The sequence below is a fragment of the [Flexibacter] sp. ATCC 35208 genome (assembly GCF_001975825.1).
In the GTDB taxonomy this organism is placed as follows: Bacteria; Bacteroidota; Bacteroidia; order Chitinophagales; family Chitinophagaceae; genus Chitinophaga.
Genome location: NZ_MTKN01000043.1, coordinates 1 through 26,369, shown reverse-complemented (window position 1 = coordinate 26,369; position 26,369 = coordinate 1). Strand labels below are relative to the sequence as shown.

Annotated in this window: 22 protein-coding genes; 16 read left to right on the top strand and 6 right to left on the bottom strand. The window is 45.8% G+C overall.

What is annotated here, in order from left to right; translation table 11 throughout:
• Window positions 1–30: 30 nt before the first annotated feature.
• From BW716_RS23605 to BW716_RS23560, 10 genes are all read left to right on the top strand, one after another.
• Window positions 31–666 (top strand): hypothetical protein, encoded by a 636-nt coding sequence (locus BW716_RS23605; protein ID WP_083726653.1) that lies wholly within the window; start codon window positions 31–33, stop codon window positions 664–666.
• A complete protein-coding gene (locus BW716_RS23600) occupies window positions 663–1,811 on the top strand; it encodes an AAA family ATPase (protein WP_083726651.1) in 1,149 nt (382 codons plus the stop codon). The genes BW716_RS23605 and BW716_RS23600 overlap by 4 nt, the downstream gene beginning before the upstream one ends.
• Window positions 1,811–2,518, top strand: coding sequence for a hypothetical protein (locus BW716_RS23595; RefSeq protein WP_083726649.1), 708 nt, complete (start codon window positions 1,811–1,813; stop codon window positions 2,516–2,518). The genes BW716_RS23600 and BW716_RS23595 overlap by 1 nt, the downstream gene beginning before the upstream one ends.
• Window positions 2,508–4,829: a hypothetical protein gene (locus BW716_RS23590; protein WP_083726647.1), complete on the top strand. Its 2,322-nt coding sequence runs from the start codon at window positions 2,508–2,510 to the stop codon at window positions 4,827–4,829. The genes BW716_RS23595 and BW716_RS23590 overlap by 11 nt, the downstream gene beginning before the upstream one ends.
• Window positions 4,826–7,471, top strand: a complete 2,646-nt coding sequence (locus BW716_RS23585) for a hypothetical protein (protein WP_083726645.1) — start codon at window positions 4,826–4,828, stop codon at window positions 7,469–7,471. The genes BW716_RS23590 and BW716_RS23585 overlap by 4 nt, the downstream gene beginning before the upstream one ends.
• A gap of 85 nt (window positions 7,472–7,556) precedes the next feature.
• Window positions 7,557–8,183 carry a TetR family transcriptional regulator C-terminal domain-containing protein gene (locus tag BW716_RS23580; RefSeq protein WP_083726643.1) on the top strand — a complete coding sequence of 209 codons (627 nt, stop codon included), beginning with the start codon at window positions 7,557–7,559 and terminating at the stop codon, window positions 8,181–8,183.
• 15 nt (window positions 8,184–8,198) lie between these two features.
• Window positions 8,199–9,500 (top strand): AarF/ABC1/UbiB kinase family protein, encoded by a 1,302-nt coding sequence (locus BW716_RS23575; protein WP_083726641.1) that lies wholly within the window; start codon window positions 8,199–8,201, stop codon window positions 9,498–9,500.
• A gap of 33 nt (window positions 9,501–9,533) precedes the next feature.
• Window positions 9,534–10,205: a response regulator transcription factor gene (locus tag BW716_RS23570; RefSeq protein WP_083726639.1), complete on the top strand. Its 672-nt coding sequence runs from the start codon at window positions 9,534–9,536 to the stop codon at window positions 10,203–10,205.
• On the top strand, window positions 10,180–11,484 hold the full coding sequence (locus tag BW716_RS23565; protein WP_220388820.1) for a HAMP domain-containing sensor histidine kinase: 1,305 nt from the start codon (window positions 10,180–10,182) through the stop codon (window positions 11,482–11,484). The genes BW716_RS23570 and BW716_RS23565 overlap by 26 nt, the downstream gene beginning before the upstream one ends.
• 38 nt (window positions 11,485–11,522) lie before the next feature.
• Window positions 11,523–13,382: a TonB-dependent siderophore receptor gene (locus BW716_RS23560; protein WP_083726635.1), complete on the top strand. Its 1,860-nt coding sequence runs from the start codon at window positions 11,523–11,525 to the stop codon at window positions 13,380–13,382.
• A gap of 57 nt (window positions 13,383–13,439) precedes the next feature.
• Here BW716_RS23560 and BW716_RS23555 read toward each other — a convergent pair whose 3' ends face one another.
• From BW716_RS23555 to sppA, 5 genes are all read right to left on the bottom strand, one after another.
• Window positions 13,440–13,940: a DUF2911 domain-containing protein gene (locus BW716_RS23555; RefSeq protein WP_083726633.1), complete on the bottom strand. Its 501-nt coding sequence runs from the start codon at window positions 13,938–13,940 to the stop codon at window positions 13,440–13,442.
• Window positions 13,941–14,003: 63 nt separating this feature from the next.
• Complete coding sequence (locus tag BW716_RS23550) at window positions 14,004–14,549, bottom strand: SRPBCC family protein (protein ID WP_083726631.1); 546 nt, start codon at window positions 14,547–14,549, stop codon at window positions 14,004–14,006.
• A gap of 61 nt (window positions 14,550–14,610) precedes the next feature.
• On the bottom strand, window positions 14,611–15,138 hold the full coding sequence (locus tag BW716_RS23545) for an SRPBCC family protein (RefSeq protein WP_083726629.1): 528 nt from the start codon (window positions 15,136–15,138) through the stop codon (window positions 14,611–14,613).
• Between the two features lie 26 nt (window positions 15,139–15,164).
• A complete protein-coding gene (locus BW716_RS23540; RefSeq protein WP_083726627.1) occupies window positions 15,165–16,268 on the bottom strand; it encodes an ABC transporter permease in 1,104 nt (367 codons plus the stop codon).
• A gap of 110 nt (window positions 16,269–16,378) precedes the next feature.
• Complete coding sequence (sppA, locus tag BW716_RS23535; RefSeq protein WP_083726625.1) at window positions 16,379–18,136, bottom strand: signal peptide peptidase SppA; 1,758 nt, start codon at window positions 18,134–18,136, stop codon at window positions 16,379–16,381.
• Window positions 18,137–18,207: 71 nt separating this feature from the next.
• Here sppA and folK point away from each other — a divergent pair, with 71 nt between their 5' ends.
• Both folK and BW716_RS23525 read left to right on the top strand, forming a co-directional pair.
• A complete protein-coding gene (folK, locus tag BW716_RS23530; RefSeq protein ID WP_083726623.1) occupies window positions 18,208–18,708 on the top strand; it encodes a 2-amino-4-hydroxy-6-hydroxymethyldihydropteridine diphosphokinase in 501 nt (166 codons plus the stop codon).
• The gene (locus BW716_RS23525; protein WP_083726621.1) at window positions 18,705–19,328 is read left to right on the top strand and encodes a deoxynucleoside kinase; all 624 of its coding nucleotides are present in this window, start codon (window positions 18,705–18,707) and stop codon (window positions 19,326–19,328) included. Before folK ends, BW716_RS23525 begins: the two co-directional genes overlap by 4 nt.
• A gap of 276 nt (window positions 19,329–19,604) precedes the next feature.
• On the opposite strand, the gene BW716_RS23520 is transcribed toward BW716_RS23525, so the two are convergent.
• Complete coding sequence (locus BW716_RS23520; protein ID WP_083726619.1) at window positions 19,605–20,834, bottom strand: NAD(P)/FAD-dependent oxidoreductase; 1,230 nt, start codon at window positions 20,832–20,834, stop codon at window positions 19,605–19,607.
• Between the two features lie 181 nt (window positions 20,835–21,015).
• Between BW716_RS23520 and BW716_RS23515 the strand changes: the two genes are divergently transcribed.
• The 4 genes from BW716_RS23515 to BW716_RS23500 all read left to right on the top strand — a co-directional run bounded on the left by BW716_RS23515 (window position 21,016) and on the right by BW716_RS23500 (window position 26,054).
• The gene (locus BW716_RS23515) at window positions 21,016–23,460 is read left to right on the top strand and encodes an MG2 domain-containing protein (RefSeq protein WP_083726617.1); all 2,445 of its coding nucleotides are present in this window, start codon (window positions 21,016–21,018) and stop codon (window positions 23,458–23,460) included.
• A 266-nt stretch (window positions 23,461–23,726) separates the two neighbouring features.
• On the top strand, window positions 23,727–24,167 hold the full coding sequence (locus tag BW716_RS23510; protein WP_083726615.1) for a VOC family protein: 441 nt from the start codon (window positions 23,727–23,729) through the stop codon (window positions 24,165–24,167).
• A 207-nt stretch (window positions 24,168–24,374) separates the two neighbouring features.
• A complete protein-coding gene (locus BW716_RS23505; RefSeq protein ID WP_220388819.1) occupies window positions 24,375–24,908 on the top strand; it encodes a 5'(3')-deoxyribonucleotidase in 534 nt (177 codons plus the stop codon).
• Window positions 24,909–24,959: 51 nt separating this feature from the next.
• A complete protein-coding gene (locus BW716_RS23500; RefSeq protein ID WP_083726613.1) occupies window positions 24,960–26,054 on the top strand; it encodes a lipase family protein in 1,095 nt (364 codons plus the stop codon).
• The last annotated feature ends 315 nt before the right edge of the window (window positions 26,055–26,369 follow it).

Genomic DNA, 26,369 nt, shown 5'->3' with positions numbered 1-26,369 from the left:
AATATTATATGAATAGGGTACAATGTCGACATGGAATTAACTGAATTCATATCGGGCCTAATCAACGAAGGTAATGTAACTGTGTCCGCTGATCTGCTGACTTTCGAGGAAGCCGACCTGCGCACAGCTGCTATTCACCTGCAACAATATTATGAAGACGACTGCCGCGAGATGCCTCATACCGCACCCGACCTGGATATGGATGCAGCACTCTGGGCGGCAGGCTACTTGTACACAATCGTACAGTTCATTCTATTGCGCAACCTCGATGCCGCTCTCCTGGAAACCCATTTACCTGCATATACGGGTGAAAGAACACCCGCAGCTATTTATTCGGCAGACCTGACCCTTCGCTATCTGCCAGATCTGTTTCTGCTGGCTAAAGGTCTTTCGCCTACTGACCCATTGATCACCCGGTTTTACCAAACCGCTCATCAATGGCCATTTTCAGCAGCCGCCATTCCATTAAATGAACAGGTAGACCTGTCTGCCATTAATGACCATCCATCCTTAAGGCAGGCATATACTGACAGGATCATCCAGGCAAGAAACCTGTCACAATGCCGCCTTCCTGAAAACCTGCCATTTGTACAAGCAGCCCTGGGATCACATGCTGCCCTACTCTGGCCTCAGTTCGATACAGTTATTAACGAAATTATATTATGACCTTACCCACAACCCCGCTGGTAGATAAGCTCAACGATGTCCTACAGCACCTGAAGAAGACTTTTGTTGGAAAAGACGACATCATCGATCTGATGGGCATCTGTCTCACCGGCAGGGAGAATTTATTTTTATTAGGCCCTCCGGGTACTGCCAAAAGTGCCATGGTGCGCGCCCTCGCCAACTTACTGGAAGGTAAAACTTTTGAATACCTGCTCACCCGTTTCACCGAACCCAATGAGCTCTTTGGTCCTTTTGACATCCGCAAACTGAGAGAAGGGGATCTCGTGACTAACACTGAAGGTATGCTCCCCGAAGCGAACCTCATATTCCTGGACGAACTCCTGAACGCCAACAGCGCTATTCTCAACAGCCTGCTCATGGCGCTCAACGAAAAGATCTTTAGAAGAGGCAAGGAAACCAGAGCCCTCCCTGCCCTGCTCTTTATCGGCGCCAGCAACCACCTGCCCGAAGACGAAGCACTACAGGCCCTGTTTGACCGCTTCCTGCTGCGGGTACATTGTGACAACGTAGATCCTGCTGACCTGGAAAAAGTATTGCAGGCCGGCTGGCAGCTGGAACAGGCAGACTTTACAACCCCGGCAAAAATCAGTGCGGAGGAAGTAAGGGAACTGCAAAATATGACGATTGCAATAGACCTGTCTGCCATCAGAGGGTACTATATTACATTGATACAACAATTGCGCAATGCAGGCATCCAGATCTCTGACAGAAGAGCGGTGAAACTACAACGCCTCATTGCTGCCAGCGCTGTGCTCTGCAAAAGAGACACCGCTATCCTTTCGGATATGTGGGTGCTGCGCTATATCTGGGATACGGAAGAACAACAGGAAATCATTTCTGCCATCGTCAATGCAGCTCTGGTAGTTGCGGATGAACAACAAACCTCCGCTCACCCAAGAGCCACTATCAACAGTACTCCCGATGCAGATGCCATTTACAGGGAAGTGCAGCAAATGACCATGCAATGGGAAGCTGCCGACACATCTCCTGCCGAAAGAGCACTGATCAAAGACAGACTCCGCTATCTGAATGACCGCTGTGAATGGATCAACAACGATACGCAGAAAAACTTTGTTTTAGCACCGATAGATCATTTGTGGGAAAAGATCATGCAGACTAACTGATGACTGAAAGTGTAATTACATTAGCACCAGCAGACGTGAAGGTATTGGCCCAACTGCGCACCAGAGTTGATCTGGTCGCAGCATGGCACAAGGACCAGATTTGGGTAAAAGGCGTGGCTGACAATGCTTTTCGCCAGCTGCCCGCATTACGCACCTGGAAACTGGATGCTGTCAACCGCCTCTTTGCCCCCGGGGCATTGACGCCGGATGAGACTTTGCCTGTATTGGAATGGCACCCCCTGACCGATTTTATTCCCGTGAGTCTGCCGGCTTCCGGGTTGCCGGCTTTTGCGACTACCAAACAGCTTGTAAATTTAGCTCCCTGTACCACTACAGATGAAAGCTTCGCTATACTGACAGAGATGCGTACCCTGGAAACATATGTAGCCACAGCACCCCAGATCAGACTACGACACCTGCGCTTTGCAGCTTCTGCACGCGGACAGGTGCTGGTAGCCGGTGTGCCGTTGCCTTCTGTTCCCGGTACTTCATATACACTGAAAGACAGGATACTGATGCCGGCAGGTTACGATTTCAATCCACCTGTTATCCGATCATTGGTGGCTGAGAAACTGGAAGGATCAAGGACGCACTTTTTGCTCTTTCATGTGAACGGACAGTATGAAATGATCCCGGATACATCCTTTGTTCACGTCACCCGCAGCGCCGTAAGGCTCACTGCCGAAACCCTGACCCATGTATTATAAACAAACCCTTGAAACCACCGCCTACTTCAAATCGGCCGACGATTACTTCTGGCATTGGGCAGATGAGGGGGAAGTGATTGAATGGCAGGATGGACGTACACTGATTTACAGATCATCGCTGACAGAAATACTGGCGGAGTTGAAAGATTGTTTCCCTCCACTAGGGGCTTTGTTGCTCTTGCTGAATGCAGGCAAAGAAGATAAAGCCCGTCTATGGCAAACATTACATAACATTTATCAAAAAATACACCTCAACGTCAAGGATGAATATGCCTGGATAAATGATGCTTATAATCTGCTGGATATACTGGGCAGCCTACCCGACCGTAACTGGCTTGGAAACAAAAAAATCCACTTATTACAAACATTATGTGCTGCTGTTCCACCTACTGTAAGCAATGACGTAGCAGGGAATATCCTGGATAATTTCAACAGTGGCAACCTGGATAAAAATATCCTGATCCCTGTGCCACTCAGCAAGTTTATTGTTGAAGTAGACCTGCAATACCTGGCAGCTATCTACAAAGCAATCGGCAACAGGGAAGAATTGCTCCTGAAGTTGCAGACAAGTGTGAGTGAACTGCCCAAACCATTGCCGGTAGTGATTCCTGAGCCACCGCAGACAGACCTCCTGTCTGAATTAGCCAATGATCCGGCTACTGCAGGTTTTACAAAACTCACCAGGCAAATGATTGCCGCACTGCATATTCCCATGCATGTACAGGGTAGCAGTGACCAGTTGTTTGGTGGTGTGTCTGACATCAGTAACAGAGGGAATTTTGACAGGTTATTGATCAGCGAACTAGCCCATGATGAGTTGTCGCTGATGGTGCGACTCGCGAATAATGAAGCCTTGTATTTACGCAGGGAACAACTACCTGCCGACTATCAGCCGGAACGTTTCTTACTGGTAGATACCTGTATCCGCATGTGGGGTACGCCCCGCCTGCTGGCCATGGCTGCAGCATTGGCGTGTTCGTTTCAAAATAAAAAAGGAGAACTGCCCGCTTATGCATTGACAGGATATGACTATACCCCTTTACAACTGGGTACCAAAGCAGGTGTAGCCAGTGCACTGGAATTGTTATCGCCTGAACTGCACAGTGCTACAGGGTTAACGGCTTTTGCAAAAAATGTATTGCAAAAACAACAACAGGAGTTTTTCCTGATTACTGATGAAACGCTGTTTCACGCAGCGCCTTTCCAGGAAGCCTTTGCTGCGATCCGTAAATTCAATGGTTACCTGATACTGGTAAACCGTGAAGGCAGGGTACAACTCTTTCATTACAATAAAGGGCACCGGCATTTGCTGAATCATGCTGTGTACGACCTGGAATCGATCTTCACGGCGACAGATATGTTGCCTGCCAGCCATAGTCTGCCGGCATTTTTACATCAGCACGAAGCGCCTTTGTATTTTCCATTCAGCACCATGCAGCTGCATTATTATTACTACAATGCTATGCAGTTTGGCGGTGTTGTAGTTACAGAAGACCAGCGGTTACTCTACTGGAAATCTATTGCATTCGGGGCGAATGAAATATACAGGGATCTTCCGAAAGCCAGCACTTATGCTTTCGGGCATAGTGAGCAGGGTACTATTTATGTATTGCTCTATCACAACGAAGCGCTGTATTTATACTACCTGAATACAAACATCCAGGCCGGCTCACATCATATTATCAGTCAGCGACTCACTGGTACTATCGTGATCGCTTATAAAGATAAAACCTTCTACATCACAGATGCAAATGACACGCATGCACTCTCTGTAGATACGCTGTCTATTAAAACCATAGGCAGTTGGGATGGCAACATGGTGCTCTCTGCCAGGGCAGACCATTTACGTGCTTTGAAGAAGATCATCAACTGCGGGTACAATATGTACAGACAGGTGAAGAGTATCAAAGTAAGTCCTTCGGGCAGACTAGCCATCAACCACATGGAGCTGCGTCACAATGCAAATAAACTGTCGCTGGAAAGCTGGACGACGGTGAACAATGTTATTCCCAACCTCAACGGTCAGGAGAGTACCATTCCCGGCACGCAGATCCGCATTACCAGGTATGTGTTAAATACGGGTATAGAAGCATGGATGGATTCAAGGGGATTATTACACCTCCGTAGTCAGGATCCAAATGTGCGTGAGATCACGCTGGTAGTCATACAAAATAAACCGACCGCCTGCTGGGCGGCTGATGGCGCTTATTGCGGATACCGGTATTTTATTGGTGACAACCACGACCGGCAGGTGCCCGCACATACCTTTTACGAATCATACATACAACCTTACATAGATCATCTGAAATGATTTTGCAGCTAACATATGATCCATCCGTTTGTCTTCCTGTACTCGGAGCTTACATCAGGGGGAATACCCCTGCGGAGTGGTTTGGGGAAATTCAGCGATGGGATGTACCCCCCGGCTCACTGACCTGCATGCTACTGCCGGAAACCAAATCCAGCATGGAACCTGCGGGTATGATGGTCGTATTTCATCCCAAACATATTCCGCATCTTAGTCAAATCGCACATCCTTATACGATTATCGGAAAGAAACTGCTGATACCTGTTCATGCTAAGTTATTGCCCGCCCTCAGCCTTAGTGAGATGGCAGATCTACTGGTGTGGGAATGGCAGGTGATGCACCCGAATCTTGGTTTCTATGGCTTTACGACGGCAGACCTCGTATCACTCAGCGATCTGCTGCAAATGCCGGCTGTCATTGACCATTCATGGGACATGGCACATCCGGGTATGCCTGCCATGGCGTCTCTGCGCATGATCCATGTAAGGAGAAAAGAAGATGATACCCCCCTGATAGATATGCTGAAAAGCAGTGTAGATAGCAAGCCCCTGAATGAAATACCCATGGCGGAACCACCGCTGAAAGGTTTCAAAAAAATAAAAGCATTCCTGCTCAAAGCGTTCATGTCGCTGTTAGGTAAGCGGGGTAATAAGAAGCAAAACAGCATGTACCAGTGGATGCAAAACCAGCTGGAACACCTGCAGGAAAAGAGAGACAAAGAAGTGGAACGCCTGCTCAATATGTTCGACGAGAACCTGGGCGAAGCGTTGCAATACGCAATACCATTAGGCTCACAACATGCCAGCAGAGGTGTAGCGCCACCATCGGCCTCCCTTTCTAAAAGGAATACGCATTTCAGCCTGGGCAACCTGGCTGGTGGCGGTGGACCGGTAGATGCATGGAATGTAAACAGGTACTATGAACAGCTGCATAAAAAATACATGCGGGCAGCACTGCAGGCATTAGAAAATAAAGACTACAAACAGGCAGCTTACATCTATGCACACCTCCTGCAGGATTACAATCTGGCTGCAAAGGCATTGGTACAGGGCGGATTTTTCAGAGAAGCCGCCGCCTTGTTCAGAGACTACCTGAACAGACATTTGCCCGCAGCAGAATGCCTGGTACAGGGAGGATTGCTGCTGGAAGCTATCGAAATTTACAAAGAACTGGAGATGTTTGAAATGGTGGGAGATCTGTATATAAAACTCGAACAAATGGACCTGGCCAGGACCTATTACAGGAAGAGTGTACAGGTGGCCCAGCAACAAAATGAATTGCTGAAAGCGGCTGTGATACTGGAAGATAAACTGAATGCGCCTGATGAGGCCTTGCGTTTATTGTACAGGGGCTGGAATGGCTTTAACCGTGCTGGTGACCACCTGGAGCAATACTTTGAGCTGGTGAGCAGGCATACGCCGGAGCAATTGCCTTTGCACATCAGAAAAGTGTATCAGAAGAGTAACCCGGAGCAACTGACCTTGTTCCTGCAGGTGATGCTCATTGTAAATAACAAACACACCAACCCTGCTGTAAAACAAACTGCCACCGACCTGAGCATGCACATCATCAGTGACCAGGTGAAACAAGGTAATACCCGGCACCTTTTTTTGCTGAAACAATTCTTACCGGAGGATAAGCAGCTACCTGCGGACCTGTTCCGATACAAGAGTACGGTGGCTGCACACCCAAAGAAAAAGGTGAACAGCAGACGGATCAACCTGCCCACAGGGATGACCTGGGCAGGGATGATACGGCATAACCTGCAACTGTTCATCGTCGGCATCAATGCACATTCGTTTTACCTGCTCAGGATCAGTCCTGACTTTGAAATAGAGCAATATTCATGGGCCACCATGCAGATGCTCCCCATGTTTGATTATATCGTGAGTGGATTTCCGGAAACAAACCGCCTGATGATCTACCTGAGCACAGAAAATGACTTCGAAGATCAGCCGAAAATACTACCAGCGAACCTGCATTTCAAATATGGTATGAGTGTGAGCTTCCCGAACTTCCTGCAGCAACATGTAGTGGGGTTTGTGGCCAAAATGGGAGGGGCGGTGACGCAGTTTGGCCTGAATGAACGGGTCTTGAGCATCTGGCATTTTTCGGGAGACGGGGAACTGGACAGGCAGTATACCTGTACCTTGGATGATGCAACCATCCTGTGCGATGACAGACCTTACCCTACCCCGGTGTATAAGCGGAATGATCTCTATTATTTCCTGCTGGAGGGGGTATTGTACTGCTCGGATGACCTTGGTAACTGTACCAGGCTACACTCAGCACCACCCGTAAACCTGCTGGCTGCGGTGCCGATGGTATCGACAATACTGTTCGGACTGACTAAAATGGGGATTGTGACCATCCAGATCAATAAACAGCAAATGTCCATCGCAGGTGCACCGGTGCCCGTATCTCACAGGGTGGTGGCGATGGCGTTTATCCCGGGAGGACACCTGGTGGCAGTAGGTGATCTGCTGGCGAGTGTGTTCAAAGTGGAGGACGCCCTGTTGACACTGGAGCACGAAGTAACGCTGGAAGAAGAACCGGAATCTGTAATTGAGGGCAGTGTAAGAGGTGAATTTATCCTGTTGGGGAAAAATAAGGTGCTGAGTGTCATGGACGTAAACAAACTATAAGATATTAACAATTCATATTAGCTTTCTATCGTAAATTTGAAATACCTGCTTTGGAGGCATTTTTGGACAATTTAAACCCTGAAACATGGAAAATAAACTCATTCGCGAAGCCTATAAAAACTACTGGCTGGAAAACGGGAAAAAACCGGTATCTGTATACCTGTTCTGCCAGCAATTAGGTCTTTCCGAAAGCATTTTTTACGACAGCTATGCATCCTTCGATGCCGTTGAAAAAGATATCTGGTTATCCTTCTTTACAGATACACTCGAAAAACTGAAAGCAGACGATACCTATCTCGGTTATTCTGCCAGCGAAAAACTGCTCACCTTCTACTTCCTCTGGGTACAGAAGCTGAAAGAAGACAGAAGCTACATTTTGCAGCAGAAAGAACAATTCCATATCCCTGGCTATCATGAAAACAGGCTGGAAAAGTTCAAAGACGCGTTTTATGAATACGCGACAGACCTGATCAAAGATGGCTATCAGTCAGGCGAAGTAAAAGAAAGAAAATTCATTTCCAGTCAATACGTACATGGTTTCTGGGTGCAGGCACTCTTCGTGCTCAACTACTGGATCAAGGATGATTCAGAAAAGTTTGAGCTCACAGATGCTGCGATTGAAAAAGCCGTAAATCTCAGCTTCCAGATTATCAGCTCAGGCACAATTGATAGCCTGCTGGATTTCGGCAAATTTATGTTCACCAGGAAGTAGAGGAGATAATAGGTAATGAAAGAGCAAACTAATATTCCTACGGGAAAAGTGGAAAGAGCGAGTCGTTTTGTGACCACAGGATTGAAAGTTGGAACCAATTACCTGAAGCACTATACAAAAAAACTCATTGATCCCAATATCAGCAGGGAAGAACTGCATGCAGACAATGCAGAAGACATTTACGATACCCTCAGCAACCTGAAAGGCAGTGCACTGAAAGTAGCGCAGATGTTAAGTATGGACAAGGGCATGCTGCCCAAAGCCTATACCGAGAAGTTCGCCATGTCGCAGTACAGCGCTCCTCCCCTTTCTGGTCCGCTGGTGATTAATACCTTCGTCAAGACCTTAGGTAAAACACCTGCACAGTTGTACGATACCTTCGATATCAAGGCAGCTAATGCCGCCAGTATCGGGCAGGTACATAAAGCCACCAAATGGGGCAGGGAACTGGCCATCAAAATTCAGTACCCCGGGGTAGCGAATAGTGTGAAGTCTGACCTCCGCATCGTAAAGCCTTTTGCCATGCGCATCGTAGGCATGAACGAGGTGGATATGGACAAGTACTTTGAAGAGATCGAGACAAAATTGCTGGAAGAAACGGATTATAAACTGGAACTGCACCGCTCTGTAGAAGTATCTACCTTGTGCGCGCATATTCCGAACCTGGTATTCCCGAAGTATTACCCGGAACTCTCCAGCGATAAGATCATTACTATGGACTGGCTAGGCGGCTACCACCTGAAAGAGTTCCTGTTAAAGAACCCATCTCAGGAAGTCAGAAATAGCATCGGTCAGGCACTGTGGGACTTCTACCAATTCCAGGTACATAAGCTGAAAAAGGTGCATGCTGATCCACATCCGGGCAATTTCCTCATGAGGGAAGACGGTACGATCGGCATCTTCGACTTTGGTTGTATCAAGGAAATACCGGAAGATTTTTATGTCAACTACTTCTTATTGACAGATAAAGAAGTGTTGAAAGATGATGAGCGACGTAACCAGATATATACCAGCCTTGAAATGATTCATCCTTCGGATTCGGAAAAGGAGATTACATTTTTCTCCACCCTGTTCCAGAAGATGATCGACATGCTCACACTGCCATTTACCTTACCTGAATTTGATTTTGGCGATGAACGTTATTTCGGGGAGATATATGCTTACATGGATTATGTAGCTAATTTAAAAGAGGTGAAAGAGTCGAAAGTTGCGCGAGGGTCAAGGCATAGCCTGTATGTGAACAGAACCTACTTCGGCTTGTATTCTATTCTAAGCGATCTCAAAGCGAATATTAAAACGGGGCTTCCTGCGCTATAAGCAGGGCCCCATTTTTTTTCGTACCTTTTAATTATGAACATTCTTATCATCGAAGACGAGCAGGCGCTACAAGAATCAATCACACAATACTTAGGCAAACAGGGCTACATCTGTGAAGTAGCTACAAACTTCAGAGAGGGCATTCAAAAGGTCAACGATGCCGAATACGAATGTATTATTGCCGATATCGGTCTTCCCTATGGCAGTGGATTAGATATCGTAAAGGAACTAAAACAGATCCGCTCCGATGCGGGTATCATCATTATCTCCGCCAAAGATTCACTTGAAGATAAACTCAATGGTCTGGGCCTTGGCGCCGACGACTATCTCACCAAACCTTTTCATTTATCAGAACTGAGTGCACGGGTCAATGCCCTGCTGCGCCGCAAACATTTTGGCGGCAATACCAGTATTATCTTCCATGATATACAGGTAATTCCTGCTTCCAAAACGGTGCTGGTGCACCAGAAACCGGTGGACATGACTGCAAAGGAATACCAGCTACTCGTATACTTTATTGCCAACCAAAAACGCGTCATTACCAAGTCGGCCCTGGCAGCTCACCTGTGGGGCGATGAATATGACATGGCAGGTTCTTATGATTTCATATATTCACATATCAAAAACCTGCGCCGCAAACTGATGGATGCCGGTGCACCGGATTATATCAAGACGGTGTATGGCACAGGATACCGGTTCGAATAATATGAAATTACTTACCAAAAATACCATCTGGTTTTTACTGATCATGCTGCCCCTGCTGGCGGCTGGCGGCATTTATCTCTATCATCAGTTTGATAAGGAACTGGAGAAAGAGATGGATGAAGAACTGGTAAATGATAAGATTCAATGGGAAGTCTATTTTGAGTCGATTCCTGATAACAGTCCTGTGTTTGGTATCACAACACCGGAGTTCAGTATTCATCCTGCAAATGGCCCTGCAAATGCACAACCGGTACTCCAATCGATTATGCAGTACCAGGAGATCGAGCATAAAGAGGTACCGTACCGCCAGTTGGAACAGGTGATCAGTATACGGGATAAATTTTACCTGCTCACGATCAGAAAATCACTGATTGAAAAAGACGACCTGATAAAAAATATCGCGCTGGTGATGGCACTGGCTTTTATTGGATTACTACTGTTTACCATATTGGTGAACAGGTTGATCAGCCGCAGCATCTGGCGGCCATTTTACCTGTCATTGGATAAGATGGAAAAGCTGCAATTGGAACAGATGCATCACCTTTCTTTTCCGGATACTTCTGTGACTGAATTCAACAGGTTAAATGAAGTGTTGCAAAATGCCACCTCCCGCATCTACCATGATTTTGTGATCATGAAAGAACTGACGGAAGATGCTGCGCATGAAATGCAGACACCACTGGCAATTGCGCAAAATAAGCTGGAACTGCTATTACAGGATGAAGACTTACAACCAGCACAGCTAAAATCTATCGCACAAACGCATGAGGCTTTGCAACGGTTGTCGCACCTGAATCATGGCATGTTATTCATGGCCAAGATCGGGAACCAACAATTTGTGGCCTCCGGCGAGATCAGCATCAGAACAGTGTTGGAGAAACACCTGCGCTTATTTGACGAACTGATACGGGATAAAAAATTGCTGGTGAGTACAGATATTTCAAGCGATCTTTTACTATCCCTACATCCTATACTGGCAGATACCCTCATCAGTAATTTACTGGGCAATGCCATTAAATATAATTACCCCAAAGGCCAGATCACCATACAGCTGAATGAACAACTGTTCAGCATCTGCAATACCAGTGAATACCCACCTATTCCCGCCTCTCAATTATTTCAACGATTTAAGAAGAATGCATCCAACCTGGAAAACAGTAACGGATTGGGATTGGCTATTGTGAAAAAGATCGCGGATACCAATAACCTGAAGATATATTACAAGCATAAAGAGCAGGAACACCATTTCATTCTGCGCCGGGACAGGCATCATCATTAATCCAGATTTTCCACAGGATCGCTCCTTTTCTTTGTTTCATGAAGTTTACAGGGTTCATTTTATTACTGGCCACGGGTCCGCTATTCGCACAGGACACGACTAAAGTTGTACAGATTCACGAGATAGTCGTGCACTCTACCCGTACCAATAGCCGTATTGAGGACCTGCCTATGAAAGTGGAAGTATTAGGACCTGAGGATATGCAGGAAGAAGGCGGTATTAAGCCGGCAAACGTAGCCAGTTTGCTGGGCGATCTATCAGTGATCCATATACAAAACACATCAGCTATCAGTGGAAATAATGCCATCCGTATGCAGGGGATGGATGGAAAATATACCCAGCTTTTGCGGGATGGCCTTCCCCTGTACGAAGGGTTAAGCGGCAATTTTGGCGTACTGGCCATCCCCCCGCTGGATCTGAAACAGATTGAGATTATTAAAGGATCTGTGTCTACGCTGTATGGTGGTGGCGCGATTGCGGGGATGATCAATTTTATTTCCAAAACACCGGGCGACAAACCATCATTGGATATTTTATTGAATCGCAGTACGCTCAAAGAGAACAATGCCAATTTATATTATTCACAGAAATGGCGTAAAACCGGTTTGACATTTTTTGGCGGTGTTACCCACCAGAATGCAACAGATGTGAACAAGGATGGATTCAGCGATGTGCCGCAGTTAAGACAGTACCTGGTGCATCCGAAATTCTTCTGGTATATCCATCCAAATACGACATTTACTGCCGGGTACCAGGGAACATTTGAACAACGTACCGGTGGTGGTACCTATTACACAGAAAAGAATAATAGTAATCGCAATAGCTTAGACCTACAACTGACCCACAAGGCGTTCACCATTAAAAGTAACGCCAGTCTCTATCATCTGCTGCATACAGAAGGGAATTTCCTCCTGCTGGGCAAACAACTGAACACCTATACAGAAGCCAGTTATAAATGGCATGGTGTCGTGCTTGGCATGAACAATACCAGCGAAGCATATACCAGGGATCACCACGACAGCAGCCGTATTGGTAGTTATACCTACAATACTGTCGGCTTCTTTGCACAGGATGGCATTCAACTCACAAAGCAGCTGATGATAGAAGGTGGGCTACGCGCAGATCATCACAATATATATGGCTGGTTCCTGTTGCCCAGACTCGCCATGGTGTACAAACCCATTCACGATCTCTCTGTTCGCCTGAGTGCAGGTACAGGGTATAAGACCGCAGCCATCTTTACAACACAAACACAATTGCTGGGGTATAAGACGCTCGCCGCTATGCCGGATGGGTTGAAAGCAGAGAGAAGCAAAGGACTGAACTTCGATGCAAACTATCATACCACCCTCGGTGAACTGGACCTGACATTGAACCAGGCCTTTTATTATTCTCATGTGAAACATCCAATACTACCTGTATTCAGAAGTGATAATTTATATGAACTGCAAACCCAAAACGACCCGCTACATAGTGCAGGCACAGATACTTATGTGAGATTGGAAATGGATCATGTGGAATTGTACCTGGGGTATAATCATACTATTTCAAAAATAAACACGACATACGTGCCATTTGCACCACAGGATAAATTTGCGGCTACACTCGCTTATGAGATCGAAGATAAATGGCGCGTGGGGATAGAGAATAGCTGGAACGGGCATCAGTATTTATACAACAATGAGAAGGCGCCTAATTACTGGTTCTGGGCAGCCATGGTATCAAGACAAATAGGTGATCATGTCACAATGGTGTTGAACGGAGAAAACCTCTTTGATGTAAGACAGGGTAAACATTCGCCATTATATACCGGAACAGTCAATGATCCTACTTTTGTACCGCTGTGGGGACCTGTAGATGGCCGGCAAATAAATGTATCTGTTAAATGGAACCTGTAAAAAATAAAAGGCCGTCTCACTGGTGAAACGGCCTTTTACAATAAAATACATTGCTCATTACTTTACTGGTACTTCCACATGGGTTTCATCCCACTCTACGATCATCTTACCAGCAGGCAAAGTGATAGTCAGTTTTTCAACCGGTGCAGCTGTTTTAGTCACCTTAGCTTTCGCTTCCAGTACGTTGTGTACTTTGATAGAATCATACTTGTAAGCACCCCATTGTTTCAGTTCGCTGTTCAGTACAAATGTCCACTCTGATTGAGTTGGGATAGCGAACAGGGTGTAAGTACCTGCTTTTACAGCTTTGCCACCGAAGCTACCATCTTTAGCAAAAGTGATTTCAGTTGCTTCGTTAGCACCCAGGCGCCATACTTTATCATAAGGAACCAGGTCTCCAAAGATCACTCTACCTTTTTTAGAAGGCTGGCCATAAGCAACTTTTACATTTTTCCCTTCTGCAGTTACCCGAGGGCTTGCAACTGCCTTTTTTTCCTGTGCAGATACAAGGCTGCCAGTACCGGCCAGCAATGCAAAGAATAAGAGGAATTGTTTCATAAATAGTAAAAAATTTATGGAAAATTAATGTATAATGCGGGAGCGGTTGTTACCGTCTGTGTATTATTTACCGCTTTCGCAAATTGTTTTCAACTGTGTCAACCCCGATTCCAGCTGTGGCCCGGTGAGCCTGTCCGCCAGGAAACCACGCAGTTTCCACCATGGCCAGTAACCCAGGTGTGTTTCTAAGCGCCACATGATAGCAGTCGCTTTTCCATCAGCTGCAGGCTTGATTTCGAAATATGCATTTACCGGGCGCATGGCATTGAATGTCATCAGGTATTTGATACCACTGTCAGGACGACTTTCTTCAATACTTACCTTTCCGGTTATACGATCTTCATGTTGCATACCACTAAAAGTAAAGTAGGCCCCCTTTCCTGCAGGAGGGTTTGAATATTGCTTATCCTGTGCAATTTCATCGGCAGCCCATGGATTCCAGGCCGACCATTTACTCAGGTCATTCAATTGCCCATATACAGTAGACATTGGTGCATCTATGACACCAGAACGTTCTACAATCGCTTTAGAAGGTAATAATAAGGATAGAAGGAAAAGCAGTACGCCGAAGCAAACTGCGCTAATCACGGCTAGTTTAATTAATCGCATATGAACAATTCCAGACTGTTAAGGTTGCAAATCTCGGTCTATTTTGGCAAAAGGAGGAGAATTATCTTAATACCGATTCGAGTTTGGCCAGTCCTTTTTCAAAATCCTTTCCTACCCATTTGTCCATCAGGAGGCCCATGAACTTTTTGAAAGGGTTACGCCCCAGTTCTGCTGTCATGGTCCAGGTCACACTGGTGCCACCGGGTACCGGTTCCAGTTTAAAGGTTGCTTTGGCCAGTCCCTGCTCCATAAAGTGCATATCTGTGGCAATGAACTCATCCAACCGGGAACTGGTGATCATCATGGCCCCTTTGCCGATCTGCCGGTTTTGGCTTTCCCAGCTGTAGGCAGCCCCTATCCCACTTTCAGTATCGGTGTACAGGAGTTTCATATGAGGATCTGCCTGGTGCCAGGGAGACCAGTTTTCCCAGTTACGAACAGTATTGATCTGTTGAAATACAGCAGCAGGAGTGGCGGAAATGACCCTGACACGCACAACCTTCACAGTAGCCGGTAAAAACAGGCTAACTATGAAACACCCAGGGATGATCACAGCCAGAGCGCCCAGGAGAATAAAAAAGGTTTGCATCCCTAAAAGTTACCAAAAAAAAATGACTATTCCCACCGGAAAACTCTCACCGCCACAGCGTAAATGACCACACCCCATAGTGTAATCACACCCAGCTCGAGGCCCAGGTTCCAGAGGTGCTGTCCTTCAAAGGCTACCTTCCGGAAAGCATCGTTCAGGTAAGTTAGTGGCATAATGCGGCAGATGACCTGCAACCAGGTAGGAAATACATCGACAGAAACAAAGGTACCTGCCAGGAGAAATTGAGGCAGTGTAATGATATTGGCAAATAGCGGGATCGTGCTCTCGCTATTGGCGAGACCGCTCACTACAAAGCCAAAGCCCATGAACACCACAACACCCAGCGCAGTCAGTATCAGCATTTCAAAAAAGGTACTCCACCCGTTTACCAGCGTGAAACCAAAGAAGAAATAACCGATCGCAATGATCAGGATCGCGCCGGAGATCTGGAATACCAGGCGGGCCAGGGATTCACCCAATACGATATGTAAGCGCCGGATTGGCGTAGCGAAGAAACGTTTTAATACCAGCGTCTGTCTTAAACCAAAAAACAGGAAAGCAGTGCTGAATACGGCTGCACTGAGCAGGGAAAAGCTCAGCAAACCAGGCAATATAAAATCGATGGTAGTATACCGGCGGCCAGGCAGCGTGATCATGGGTTCGATCCTGGCCACTGAAGCATGGCTGTAATATTTGGCATCTGCATTCCGGATCACACCATTCAGGATGGCATTGAATACGCCGATCTTTTCAACAGCAGCGGTAGAGGTATAGACCTGGATGGAGTTGGAAGGAGCATTGTCTACAGCAGGGAGTTCCTTTACTTTCAGAATAGCGGTGATATGCCCTTTTTTCAGCTCTGCCTGCAATTCTGCATTCGTTTTGTCTGTCACCAGTTTCAGGCTCTTCTCCTTCAATAACTGCTGGTACAGGTAACTATGGGTATCCGTCGCACTGTCCACACCTACTTTTACAGATACAGTGCTATCCCCGATAAAGCCAAAACAAAGTAAGATCACCAAGGGAAAACCTAAACTGAATACTACAGCCGAAGGGCTTCTCAATATTGCTTTCAAACTTGCTTTTGCCATGGCCAGCAGAGCTGTCCCTTGACTGTATTTCACCGCCATACGCCTATTTAGTTGCTAGAAAATCGCGTAAAACTACTATTGTTTTACCTAAGTTGTATAAAAAAACCTGCCACTGTGGGCAGGTTTTAAGTAAATTTTAAGTGACGATGCTATTTGATCTCAATATCAAAGGGAATTCTGGCCTGTACCTGACCACTCATTTCTTTGATCCTCTTCACCTGCTCGTACAGGTTGTAGTTTTCACCCAGTTCTTTCTTCACCATCCGGGATTGCATATCGCCACCCAGACTTCTCACTACCTTTTCAAGGCCACCCTGTGGTTCAGGATATTCTTTTACATTGAAAGAACCGGCATGCACCATCTTCGCTGCACATGCAATCGCGTCCTGAATACCACCGATACGGTCTACCAGACCTAATTCTTTTGCCTGTACACCACTCCATACACGTCCCTGTGCAATGCTGTCTACCACTGCACCACTCAGTTTACGGCCATTGACTACCCGGGTTTTGAATACCATGTAAGTCGTATCAACGCCATTCTGGATGAAACGTTTTTCATCGTCTGTCATAGCACGGCTGGCAGTACCAAGATCAGCATACTGTGCGGTTTTCACCCCGTCGAAAGTGACACCCAGTTTATTCTTAAAGAAATTACCCAGGTTCGGGATCACGGCAAATACACCAATAGAACCAGTGAGGGTATTGGGTTCTGCAAAGATAGAATCGGCCATACAGGAGATGTAATAACCACCGGAAGCGGCATAATCACCCATAGATACGATCACTGGTTTATCTTTCTTAGCCAGGGTCAGTTCGCGCCAGATGCTTTCTGAAGCAAGTGCGCTACCTCCCGGGGAGTTCACCCTGAATACGATAGCTTTGATATCCTTGTCCTGACGGGCTTCCCTGATCAGTTTGATATAGCGGTCACTGCTGATGACAGTTTCTTTTTCGCTATCGCCACCTACAATGCTACCCTGTGCATAGATGAGGGCGATCTTGGCATCGTTGTCCCTGAAACGGTGCTCGTTGGCATTTTCGTAGTTGCTCAGGGTCACGAAGTTCACTTTGTCAGTTCCGCTCAGGCTCAGGCGGGATTTGATTTCGTCCATCACCTGATCGTCGTAGCGCAGGCCATCCACCAGTTTCAGGCGGGCGGCATCTTCTGCATGCTGGATAGCGCCGTCATTGGCGTATTTGTGCAGGGTAGCCGTATCGATTTTACGGCTCTGGCCTATATTATATAAGAAATTGCTATACAGTTCACCCAGGTAAGCATTGGTCTGTATGCGGTTTGCAGGGGTCATTTCCGTTTCGCGCAGTGGTTCGGTGGCGCTTTTGAAACGGCCATCGTAGAAGATCTGCGGCTGGATCTCCAACTTTTCCAGCAGCCCTTTCAGGAAGGTGACCTGTGAATAGAAGCCATTGAAGTCAAGACCGCCTTTTGGATGGAGGTATACCTTGTTGGCCACAGAGGCGACAAAGTAGCTCTGCTGGCTCATATTCTCGCCATAGGCATAGATCCACTTGCCACTGGCTTTGAAGCGCTCAAGTGCGTTTCTGAGTTCCTGATTGGTGGCAAAGCCGTTGGCATTGCCTTCTACTTTCAGGTAAATACCTTTGATATTATCATCGCCGGTGGCATTGTCAACCAGCCTGATGACGTCGAACAATCCAGGAGTGCCACCATCTCCTTTTTTAGTGAGCATGCTAAGTGGGTTGGCGACTTTCTGTTCACTGAGTTCCTGGTTTGTTTCCAGTACCAGTACGCCATTAGGGGAAATGACAACTTTATCGGGCGATAAAGCACTTCCGATCAATCCCAGGAGGATAACGATTCCCAAAACACCTACGACAATGAGTGCTAGTAGGGTGGCAAAAAAGATTTTAAAGAAACTACGCATATTTTGAGATTAAGGAAAACTGCTTTTCCCAAAAATAAAGATTATGTCTACTTTTGGGCCGTTGAAGATACATGAATAAAGCAATATTACTTATAGGTGGTAATCTGGGCAACCGTACAGAGAACCTGCAACAGGCTGTGATGCAAATAGATAAGCGGGCGGGAACCGTTGAAAAAAAGTCGGGATTGTACGAAACCGCTGCGTGGGGCCATGTGCAGCAGCCAGACTACCTGAATCAGGCTTTGCAGATAGATACGACCCTGGGTGCTGAAGAGCTGTTGGATACCGTACTGGATATAGAACGGCAGTTGGGAAGGGTACGCCAACAAAAATGGGGGGCACGGGTCATAGATATAGATATCATCTTTTATAATGATGCGGTGATCGATTTGCCGGCGCTGAAAGTGCCACATCCGCAGATGGCGAACAGACAGTTTGTACTGGTGCCGCTGGCGGAGATTCGTCCCGATTGGATACATCCGGTACTACATAAAGATGTCAGCGCTCTGCTGGCGGAGTGTACGGATACATTACCTGCCCAAAAATTTCAGTTACAGGAGCAAGCCAGATGAATTATAAATACATTACAATTGAAGGAAATATAGGGGCTGGTAAAACGACGCTGGCTACAAGACTGGCGAAGCACTTTGGTGCGCAACTGATATTGGAAGAGTTTGCGGATAATCCATTTTTGCCTAAGTTTTACGAGAAGCCACAGCAGTATGCTTTTCCGTTGGAGCTGTTTTTCATGGCTGAACGGTATAAGCAGCTGAAAGATATGTTGCAGACGCAGGATATGTTTAACAACTTTTTTATATCGGATTACCTGTTTATAAAGAGTTTGCTGTTTGCAAAGGTGACATTGAAAGATGAGGAATATAACCTGTACCAGAAGCTGTTTGATATTATTAATCCGCAGTTGTTACAACCGGATTTGCTGATATTTCTGAATGCACCGATTACAAAGTTGCAGCAGAATATAAAGAACAGGAACAGGTCTTATGAGCAATCGATACCTGATAGTTATCTGGGGAATTTGCAGGATGTGTATATGCAGTATATCAAGCAGCACCCGGTGAAGACATTGATGGTGGATACGACAAAGGTTGATTTTCTCAGGAATCCTGAAGAGTTTGAGAGATTGTTAAAAGCATTGGAGCAAGATTATCCGCCGGGAATAAATTACTTTTAAAAGAAGTTGCTATAAGCCAAATAAAAACGCTTTTGCCTACGGCAAAAGCGTTTTTATTTGGGGGGGGATTTTTTCAGGATCGTTTGCAGCGGTCCTGAAAAAATAGATATAGAATTAATTACTCCATAATAATAATCAATTACTCCGCAACCAAAGATATAGAGCTTCTCTATTACGTAATAAATAATATTGCTTTGCTCTATATATCTAAGGCGGTTATATTTACGCTAATTTGATGATTAATTTAGTTTTGTTTACTACGGGCTGACTGTCTAGTCAGCCCATTTTTTGTGCAATAGTCTTTGCAGCAATATAGCCACTACTCCATGCATGCTGGAAGTTGAACCCACCTGTGATACCATCTACATCCATGACTTCACCGCCAAAGAACAATTGCGGCAATAATTTACTTTCCATCGTATTCGGATCGATCTCTGATAATTTGATGCCCCCACAGGTGACAAATTCTTCTTTGAAGGTGGTCTTCCCTTTCACGGGGCATTCCATAGCCACCAGTTGTTTGATGAGTTTATTCTGTTCCTTTGAAGGCACATCGGCCCAGCGGGCGTCTTCGGCAATGCCTGACTGTTCCAGCATAAATAGCCATAAGCGCTGTGGCAGGCCAAAAGGATTTTTGTTGTAGATCTTTTGTCCACCCAGTTCGAATCGCAGGCTTTGGAGATCTTCCCGCAGGCTGTTTTCATTGTGATCCGGCAGCCAGTTGATAACAGCGGTAAACTGGTAGTTCAGATCTGCCAGTTCTCTTGCCCCCCAGGCAGAGGTCCGCAAAATAGCGGGGCCACTCAACCCCCAGTGGGTGATGAGCACCGGGCCCTGTTCCTGTAGCTTGGTGCCTGCAATCTTCACAGCGGCGATAGCGCTGACACCCATGAGAGAGATAATGGGATTGCCCGGCATATTGAAAGTAAAGAGCGACGGCAAAGGAGGTACGATTTCATGACCGGTGTTCTGCAACCATCCGAACTTATCAGCCTGCGGATACCCTCCGGCCGCTACAAATACAAACTTAGTTTCGATAGGCGCTTCGTCCTGCAACAACACTTTCCAGCCATCGGAGGTTTGTTCCAGCCCGCTTACGGCCGTGTTGGTTCTGATCTGCACCCTGTGTTTATCTGCTTCCTTCAGGAGACAATCGATGATGGTCTGGGAACTATCCGTAACCGGAAACATACGTCCATCGGGTTCAGCCTTGAGCGAAACCCCTCTTTCCTGGAACCACTGGATGGTGTCAGGCACGAAAAAATGCCCAAAAGACTTCTTCACAAAATGCTGTCCCCTTGGATAACGCTTTGACATATATAATATATCAGGGGCATTATGCGTGACATTGCACCTGCCGCCGCCGGATACTTTTACTTTGGAAAGCAGCTTGCCAGTCTTCTCTAACAGGATGACTTCCAGTGATTTTGCCATTCTGGCGGCATTTACCGCACAGAAGAAACCAGCTGCCCCACCCCCAATAACTACTAATCTATTGTCTTTCATTTATTTATACCTGATCGTTAAACTGATATTTTCTTAACCATTTTCGGCCTGCAATATCCTAAGAAAGTTTATAACAATTTAGTTTATAAAACACTAGCCGTATTTTTTGTATATGTTATTTTTTCATATTATTTTGCATATTATATTTTTGTATACTATATTGTCGCAAATAAGTTTCCACATGCAATCTGTGAAATCTAAAACTAATCGCTTAAAGTGGTTGCTCCCATTATGTCTGATGGGTATTACAGCAGCCCTTGCATTTTATCCCGCCGATGAATGGCAGGATAAAATTACGCAAGCCCTTGAACAGTACAGCAAACGCTTTCCCCAGGAAAAAGTTTATCTGCAGGTAGACAAAGATTACTACGGTGCGGGTGAAACCATCTGGTTTAAGGCATATGTACTGCTACAAGGCCAACCTTCTCTCTCTGCAACGAACCTGTACGTAGAATTAATCGATAAGAGTGGGAAGATTGTTCAAAAGAAACTTATTTCTGTGGGGGGGGCTACTGGTTCAGGTGCGTTTGTAGTTCCGGAAACAATGCCGCCGGGTCAATACCAGATCCGTGCTTATACTGCCTGGATGCTGAACTTTGATGCGGAGTTCTTGTTTTACAAGGACATCGAAATCTTTGATCCGGCTCACCCTGGCCAATTGCCGGCTAAACCAGTTGGCAATGACTTTTCTGTTCAATTTTTCCCTGAAGGCGGTAATGCGATCGTAGGTGTGGGCGGTCGTATTGCATTCAAGGCGATTAATGATCAGGGTTACCCTATCGAAGTAAATGGTATCGTGCAGAACCTGAAAGGGGAAACAGTTACATTACTGAAAACAACGCGCGACGGTATGGGCATGTTTGACCTGACCCCTGCAGCCGGTGAAACTTACAAGGCAATCGTTCAAACCAGCAAAGGACAACAAAAAACGGTACTGCTGCCACAATTAAAGACAGCGGGTGTGGGACTTAAAATATTCAATAAAGGTACACGTATCTTCTATCAGACTTTGCCGGCTACGAAAGATAATCCTATATATAACAATATGTTGGTTGTAGCACAGATGCAACAACACGTGATATATAAAGCCAAGCTGAATGCAGCTGAGGGACAGTTGAGCGGTTTCATTCCTACTGCCAACCTGCCTTCAGGTATCGTACAGTTCACCATCTTCACTGCGGATGGTATGCCAATCGCAGAGCGACTGGCATTTGTACGTAAACCTGATCAGCTGCAACTGACTTTACAGAATTTAAAGATCAACAATCAGCCAAGACAGAAGAATGTACTGGAAGTAAAAGTGCCTGATACCATGCTGACCAGCCTGTCTGTATCTATCACTGATGCTGACAATGTGGTGATCAGCGATGATCAGAACAACATCCTCTCTAACCTGCTGATGACTTCTGACCTGAAAGGGTATATCGCTAATCCGGCTCAGTACTTCAGGGATATGGATCCAGCTACCATGCAGGGCCTGGACCTGGTGATGATGACGAATGGATGGAGAAGGTTTACATGGGAAAAAATTCTGCACAACTACCTGCCAGAAATCAAGTATCCTTATGAACAGGGGCTGCTGCTGAAAGGTATCGCAACCATCAACAAGGGTACTGCTCCGCTGTCAAATGGTAAAGTGGATTTCATCCTGAAACAGCCTGTTGATACTTCTACCGCATTCTCTTCTGTTACTACGAATGATAAAGGTGAATTTGCCATAGACCGTCTGCAGTTCGTAGATACCATCAACGTATTCTATCGTGCAAACGATCCGAATAAAGCCTGGAAAGACGTGAACGTGAAGTTTGAGAATCATTTCTTCGAGACGCAGTCTTCTGCTAACATGCCTTATCCTTTCAGAGAGCCACAGCCTATTGAAAATACTGTGCTGAACAGCTTCCTGAATACAGTAAATGAAAACAATGCAGTAACACGTTCTATACAGCAGAAACCAATCTTCCTGCAGGAGTATAACGTAAAGGATAAACGTCTGAGCAGAACCGATGTAGTAGAACAACGTTATGCTACCGGTATGTTTAACGCGGGTGATGGTTATTCATTTGACCTGACCAAGTCTGAAAACGGTTCCATCAACATCTTCCAGTACCTGCAGTCCAAAGTACCAGGTCTGACGATCAATACAACAGATCCTACTACCCCGGCTATGCAATGGCGTGGTGGTGCACCGGTACTGTTCCTGAATGAAATGCCGACCAATGTGGCCATGCTGAATAACATCAACATCCAGGATGTGGCGTTCATCAAGGTATTGCGTCCGACTTTCGTAGGTGGTTTTGGTGGTAGCAGTGGTGCGATTGCGGTGTACCTGAGACGTGGTGGTGATAGCAAGTCTGATGTGGATACACATGGATTTGAAAAATACCGCAAGGCAGGTTATGATATCGTAAAAGAATTCTATGCACCTGATTATACTGTACGTAAAGAGATCCATATTTTGCAGGATAAGCGACTGACACTGTACTGGAATCCAAACCTGGTAGCAGATACCCTGACACATACAGCACGTATTTCTTTCTACAATAATGACTTTACAAGAAGGTTCAGAGTTGTGGTAGAAGGTATGGCTGAAGATGGAACACTGGGTCGTGTGGAACAATTGTATTAATAAATAGTATACGGCATTATTATGGCTTTTAGTTTTGTCTGGGCAATATTGCCCAGACAAAACTAAAAGCCATAATAATATGTGAAGTAAATTATAGGAAAATTTGGCTGATTAAGAGAGTTTAGACGCTCTTACTTTGCGTATTATTCTGTTATGCATATCGTGGGGCTTCCTCATCGCTGAATTTCTTTTCGCTAACTTGCAATATTTATTGTGGTTGTGCGTACAAATATTTCATGTAATTTGATCTACTAAGATAAAAGGCCATGATTTCAGTCAATCCATATTTAGTTTATAGAGGGAATTGTGAAGAAGCGTTCAGTTTCTACAAAACAGTGTTTGGTAGTGAAAGCCTCTACATAGGCCGTTACAAGGATGTGCCGGAGGAGGCCAGGAAATTTTTCCCAAACGCACATGATGAAAATGTTATGCATGCCACACTGCAAATCGGTGAAAGGACAGTTCTGATGGGGAATGATAGTGCAGATATATCTGAGCAATCGGCGGCTTCGTTTTCAAGAGATTTCTATCTTTACCTCAATACAGATAATTCCGAAGAGGCTATTCGGATATTCAATGAGCTATCAGTCGGTGGAGAAATAAAAGTGCCTATCGCCCAAACCTTCTGGAGTCCTTGTTATGGGGTACTTACCGATAGATTTGGAATTCACTGGAAAATCACCTCTCATCCAGATAAGGAAGACTAAAAACAAATTATAATTTGATGACTGAACTATACCTAAGCACTTTTCTCTCTTTCATGAAGGTTTTTATTCAGATACCTAATGGGTCCGCGTTTCTATTTGGTTGATTCCAAGAGGTTTTAACCAGGATACAACTCCTTTTTTGTAGCTGCCTGCAGGGAATTTTGTTATATTTATTGCGTATCGTTTCGTAAATACAATCTTCCCGGAATGCAACACATGCCATCTATCGCCATAGATATGGACGAAACCATCGCGGATCCCATTACAAAAGCCCGCTCCTGGTATTACCGGGACTACGGCACCATCTTTACAGAAGACCAGCTCAGGGGTAAATCTATCTCTGAAGCCGTACCACCTGAACACAAAGGCATCATCCACCAATATCTCAATACCCCTGGTTTCTTCCGCGATCTCCCCGTATACCCGGATGCTCAAAGGGTGATCGAAGAACTGAACAAAAAATACAAAGTATACATCGTCTCTGCCGCCATGGAATTTCCGAATTCCCTGATGGACAAGATCAGCTGGCTGCAGGACCACTTCCCCTTCCTCACCTGGCGGCAGTACTGCCTGTGTGGCGACAAAAGCCTGGTACAAACGGATTACATGATCGATGACCTGATCAGGAACTTCCAGTTCTTCAAAGGCACCCCCCTGCTCTTTACAGGACCTCATAATATCCATATCGAAGGGTATAACCGTATATTAAACTGGGAAGACGCGGCCGCGAAATTACTCTGACCGGCATCATTCCTGTAACAGGATATCACATAAACAGCTAATTATTATCTGATGATCAGAAAGGGACTATTATTGTTACTGCCCATCCTGGGCCTCTATTGGAATACAAGCTATGGACAGCACCTCAAAGCGGGATTTGCCCCCAAAGAATATGCAGACATGCTCGCTATCTGCTTCCTTAACGCAGATACCCCGTGGACCAAAAAGATACCACCCCCGGAGGACTCCAAACTCATTTACCGCTCCAAAGAAACAGGTTTACACAATCGCTGGGACCTCTGGACCTACCATGGCAATGTGGCCGTGATCAGCATCCGGGGCACGGTGGGCAACAAAGAATCCTGGATGGAAAACTTCCATGCCGGCATGATCCCCGCCATTGGTTCCTTTCAGCTGAACGATAGCACTCACTTCAAATACCGCTTTGCCAAAGACAGTAATGCATATGTACATGCGGGTTGGACACTGGCCCTGGCCTCAATGGCAGACGATATCGTGGCAAAGATCAAAGACTGCTACCGGCAAGGAATACATGATTTCATCCTCACAGGACATAGCCAGGGTGGTGCGATCACCTTCCTGCTCCGTTCCTATCTTGAATACATAGACGATCCGGCTTTCCCAAAAGATATTACCATCAAAACCTATAGCAGTGCTGCTCCAAAACCAGGGAATTTATACTACGCGTACGACTATGACTTCGTGACACGTAATGGCTGGGGATTCAGAATTATCAATGCCCGTGACTGGGTGCCGGAAGCCCCATTTTCGCTACAGACCACCCGCGATTTCAATAGCCCGAATCCTTTCCAGTATGTAAAAAAGTCGCTGCGAAAACAATCGCTGCCTGTAAGAATTGTGCTGAGTTATATGTATGGCAGACTGGATAACAGCAGTAAAAAGGCTAGCCGGCGCATGCAAAAAGTTTTGGGCAAACGGCTATATGGTATGGTGAAAAAAACATTGCCTCAATATAAGATGCCACCTTTTGTAGGCAGCCATAATTACGCCCCTGCCGGCGTACCGATCATACTCGCTCCCACAGCGGATTACGACACGCAATTCCCCTTCGATGGCAAGAACATTTTTGTACATCATGCCTACGATCCGTACCGCTATTTGCTGGAAGCAGACTACCTGAAATGATCATATTAAACCGTACAGAATCAAATCAAACCGCTTAACACGGAATTAACTAAGCACTTAACTTCGGATTAACCAGGTTCAATGTTTTTAAGCGGTATGTTTGTGTCGATAAAAGCAAAAGCACGTTGTCCTTTACTTCCATGTTCCTGCTACCATGCGCAGGGTAGCAGGACTTGGGGGTTAGGGGTTAAGATTGTCATGTGAATTAACTTATTGTATCATTATATAGGGGGAACACATCGGGATTCATGTTATCCGGAATCAAAAACCAACTAAAAAAAGGGGCTGCCTGCTGGGAGGGCACTGAAGAAGTTG

Excerpts from the sequence above, each read along its gene's own strand:
- folK (WP_083726623.1), top strand. The coding sequence starts at position 18,208 with ATGAATAAAGCAATATTACTTATAGGTGGTAATCTGGGCAACCGTACA.
- sppA (WP_083726625.1), bottom strand. The coding sequence starts at position 18,136 with ATGCGTAGTTTCTTTAAAATCTTTTTTGCCACCCTACTAGCACTCATT.
- BW716_RS23570 (WP_083726639.1), top strand. The coding sequence starts at position 9,534 with ATGAACATTCTTATCATCGAAGACGAGCAGGCGCTACAAGAATCAATC.
- BW716_RS23505 (WP_220388819.1), top strand. The coding sequence starts at position 24,375 with ATGCAACACATGCCATCTATCGCCATAGATATGGACGAAACCATCGCG.
- BW716_RS23560 (WP_083726635.1), top strand. The coding sequence starts at position 11,523 with ATGAAGTTTACAGGGTTCATTTTATTACTGGCCACGGGTCCGCTATTC.
- BW716_RS23515 (WP_083726617.1), top strand. The coding sequence starts at position 21,016 with ATGCAATCTGTGAAATCTAAAACTAATCGCTTAAAGTGGTTGCTCCCA.
- BW716_RS23585 (WP_083726645.1), top strand. The coding sequence starts at position 4,826 with ATGATTTTGCAGCTAACATATGATCCATCCGTTTGTCTTCCTGTACTC.
- BW716_RS23520 (WP_083726619.1), bottom strand. The coding sequence starts at position 20,834 with ATGAAAGACAATAGATTAGTAGTTATTGGGGGTGGGGCAGCTGGTTTC.
- BW716_RS23575 (WP_083726641.1), top strand. The coding sequence starts at position 8,199 with ATGAAAGAGCAAACTAATATTCCTACGGGAAAAGTGGAAAGAGCGAGT.
- BW716_RS23555 (WP_083726633.1), bottom strand. The coding sequence starts at position 13,940 with ATGAAACAATTCCTCTTATTCTTTGCATTGCTGGCCGGTACTGGCAGC.
- BW716_RS23500 (WP_083726613.1), top strand. The coding sequence starts at position 24,960 with ATGATCAGAAAGGGACTATTATTGTTACTGCCCATCCTGGGCCTCTAT.
- BW716_RS23595 (WP_083726649.1), top strand. The coding sequence starts at position 1,811 with ATGACTGAAAGTGTAATTACATTAGCACCAGCAGACGTGAAGGTATTG.
- BW716_RS23550 (WP_083726631.1), bottom strand. The coding sequence starts at position 14,549 with ATGCGATTAATTAAACTAGCCGTGATTAGCGCAGTTTGCTTCGGCGTA.
- BW716_RS23565 (WP_220388820.1), top strand. The coding sequence starts at position 10,180 with ATGGCACAGGATACCGGTTCGAATAATATGAAATTACTTACCAAAAAT.
- BW716_RS23600 (WP_083726651.1), top strand. The coding sequence starts at position 663 with ATGACCTTACCCACAACCCCGCTGGTAGATAAGCTCAACGATGTCCTA.
- BW716_RS23605 (WP_083726653.1), top strand. The coding sequence starts at position 31 with ATGGAATTAACTGAATTCATATCGGGCCTAATCAACGAAGGTAATGTA.
- BW716_RS23540 (WP_083726627.1), bottom strand. The coding sequence starts at position 16,268 with ATGGCGGTGAAATACAGTCAAGGGACAGCTCTGCTGGCCATGGCAAAA.
- BW716_RS23525 (WP_083726621.1), top strand. The coding sequence starts at position 18,705 with ATGAATTATAAATACATTACAATTGAAGGAAATATAGGGGCTGGTAAA.
- BW716_RS23545 (WP_083726629.1), bottom strand. The coding sequence starts at position 15,138 with ATGCAAACCTTTTTTATTCTCCTGGGCGCTCTGGCTGTGATCATCCCT.
- BW716_RS23510 (WP_083726615.1), top strand. The coding sequence starts at position 23,727 with ATGATTTCAGTCAATCCATATTTAGTTTATAGAGGGAATTGTGAAGAA.
- BW716_RS23590 (WP_083726647.1), top strand. The coding sequence starts at position 2,508 with ATGTATTATAAACAAACCCTTGAAACCACCGCCTACTTCAAATCGGCC.
- BW716_RS23580 (WP_083726643.1), top strand. The coding sequence starts at position 7,557 with ATGGAAAATAAACTCATTCGCGAAGCCTATAAAAACTACTGGCTGGAA.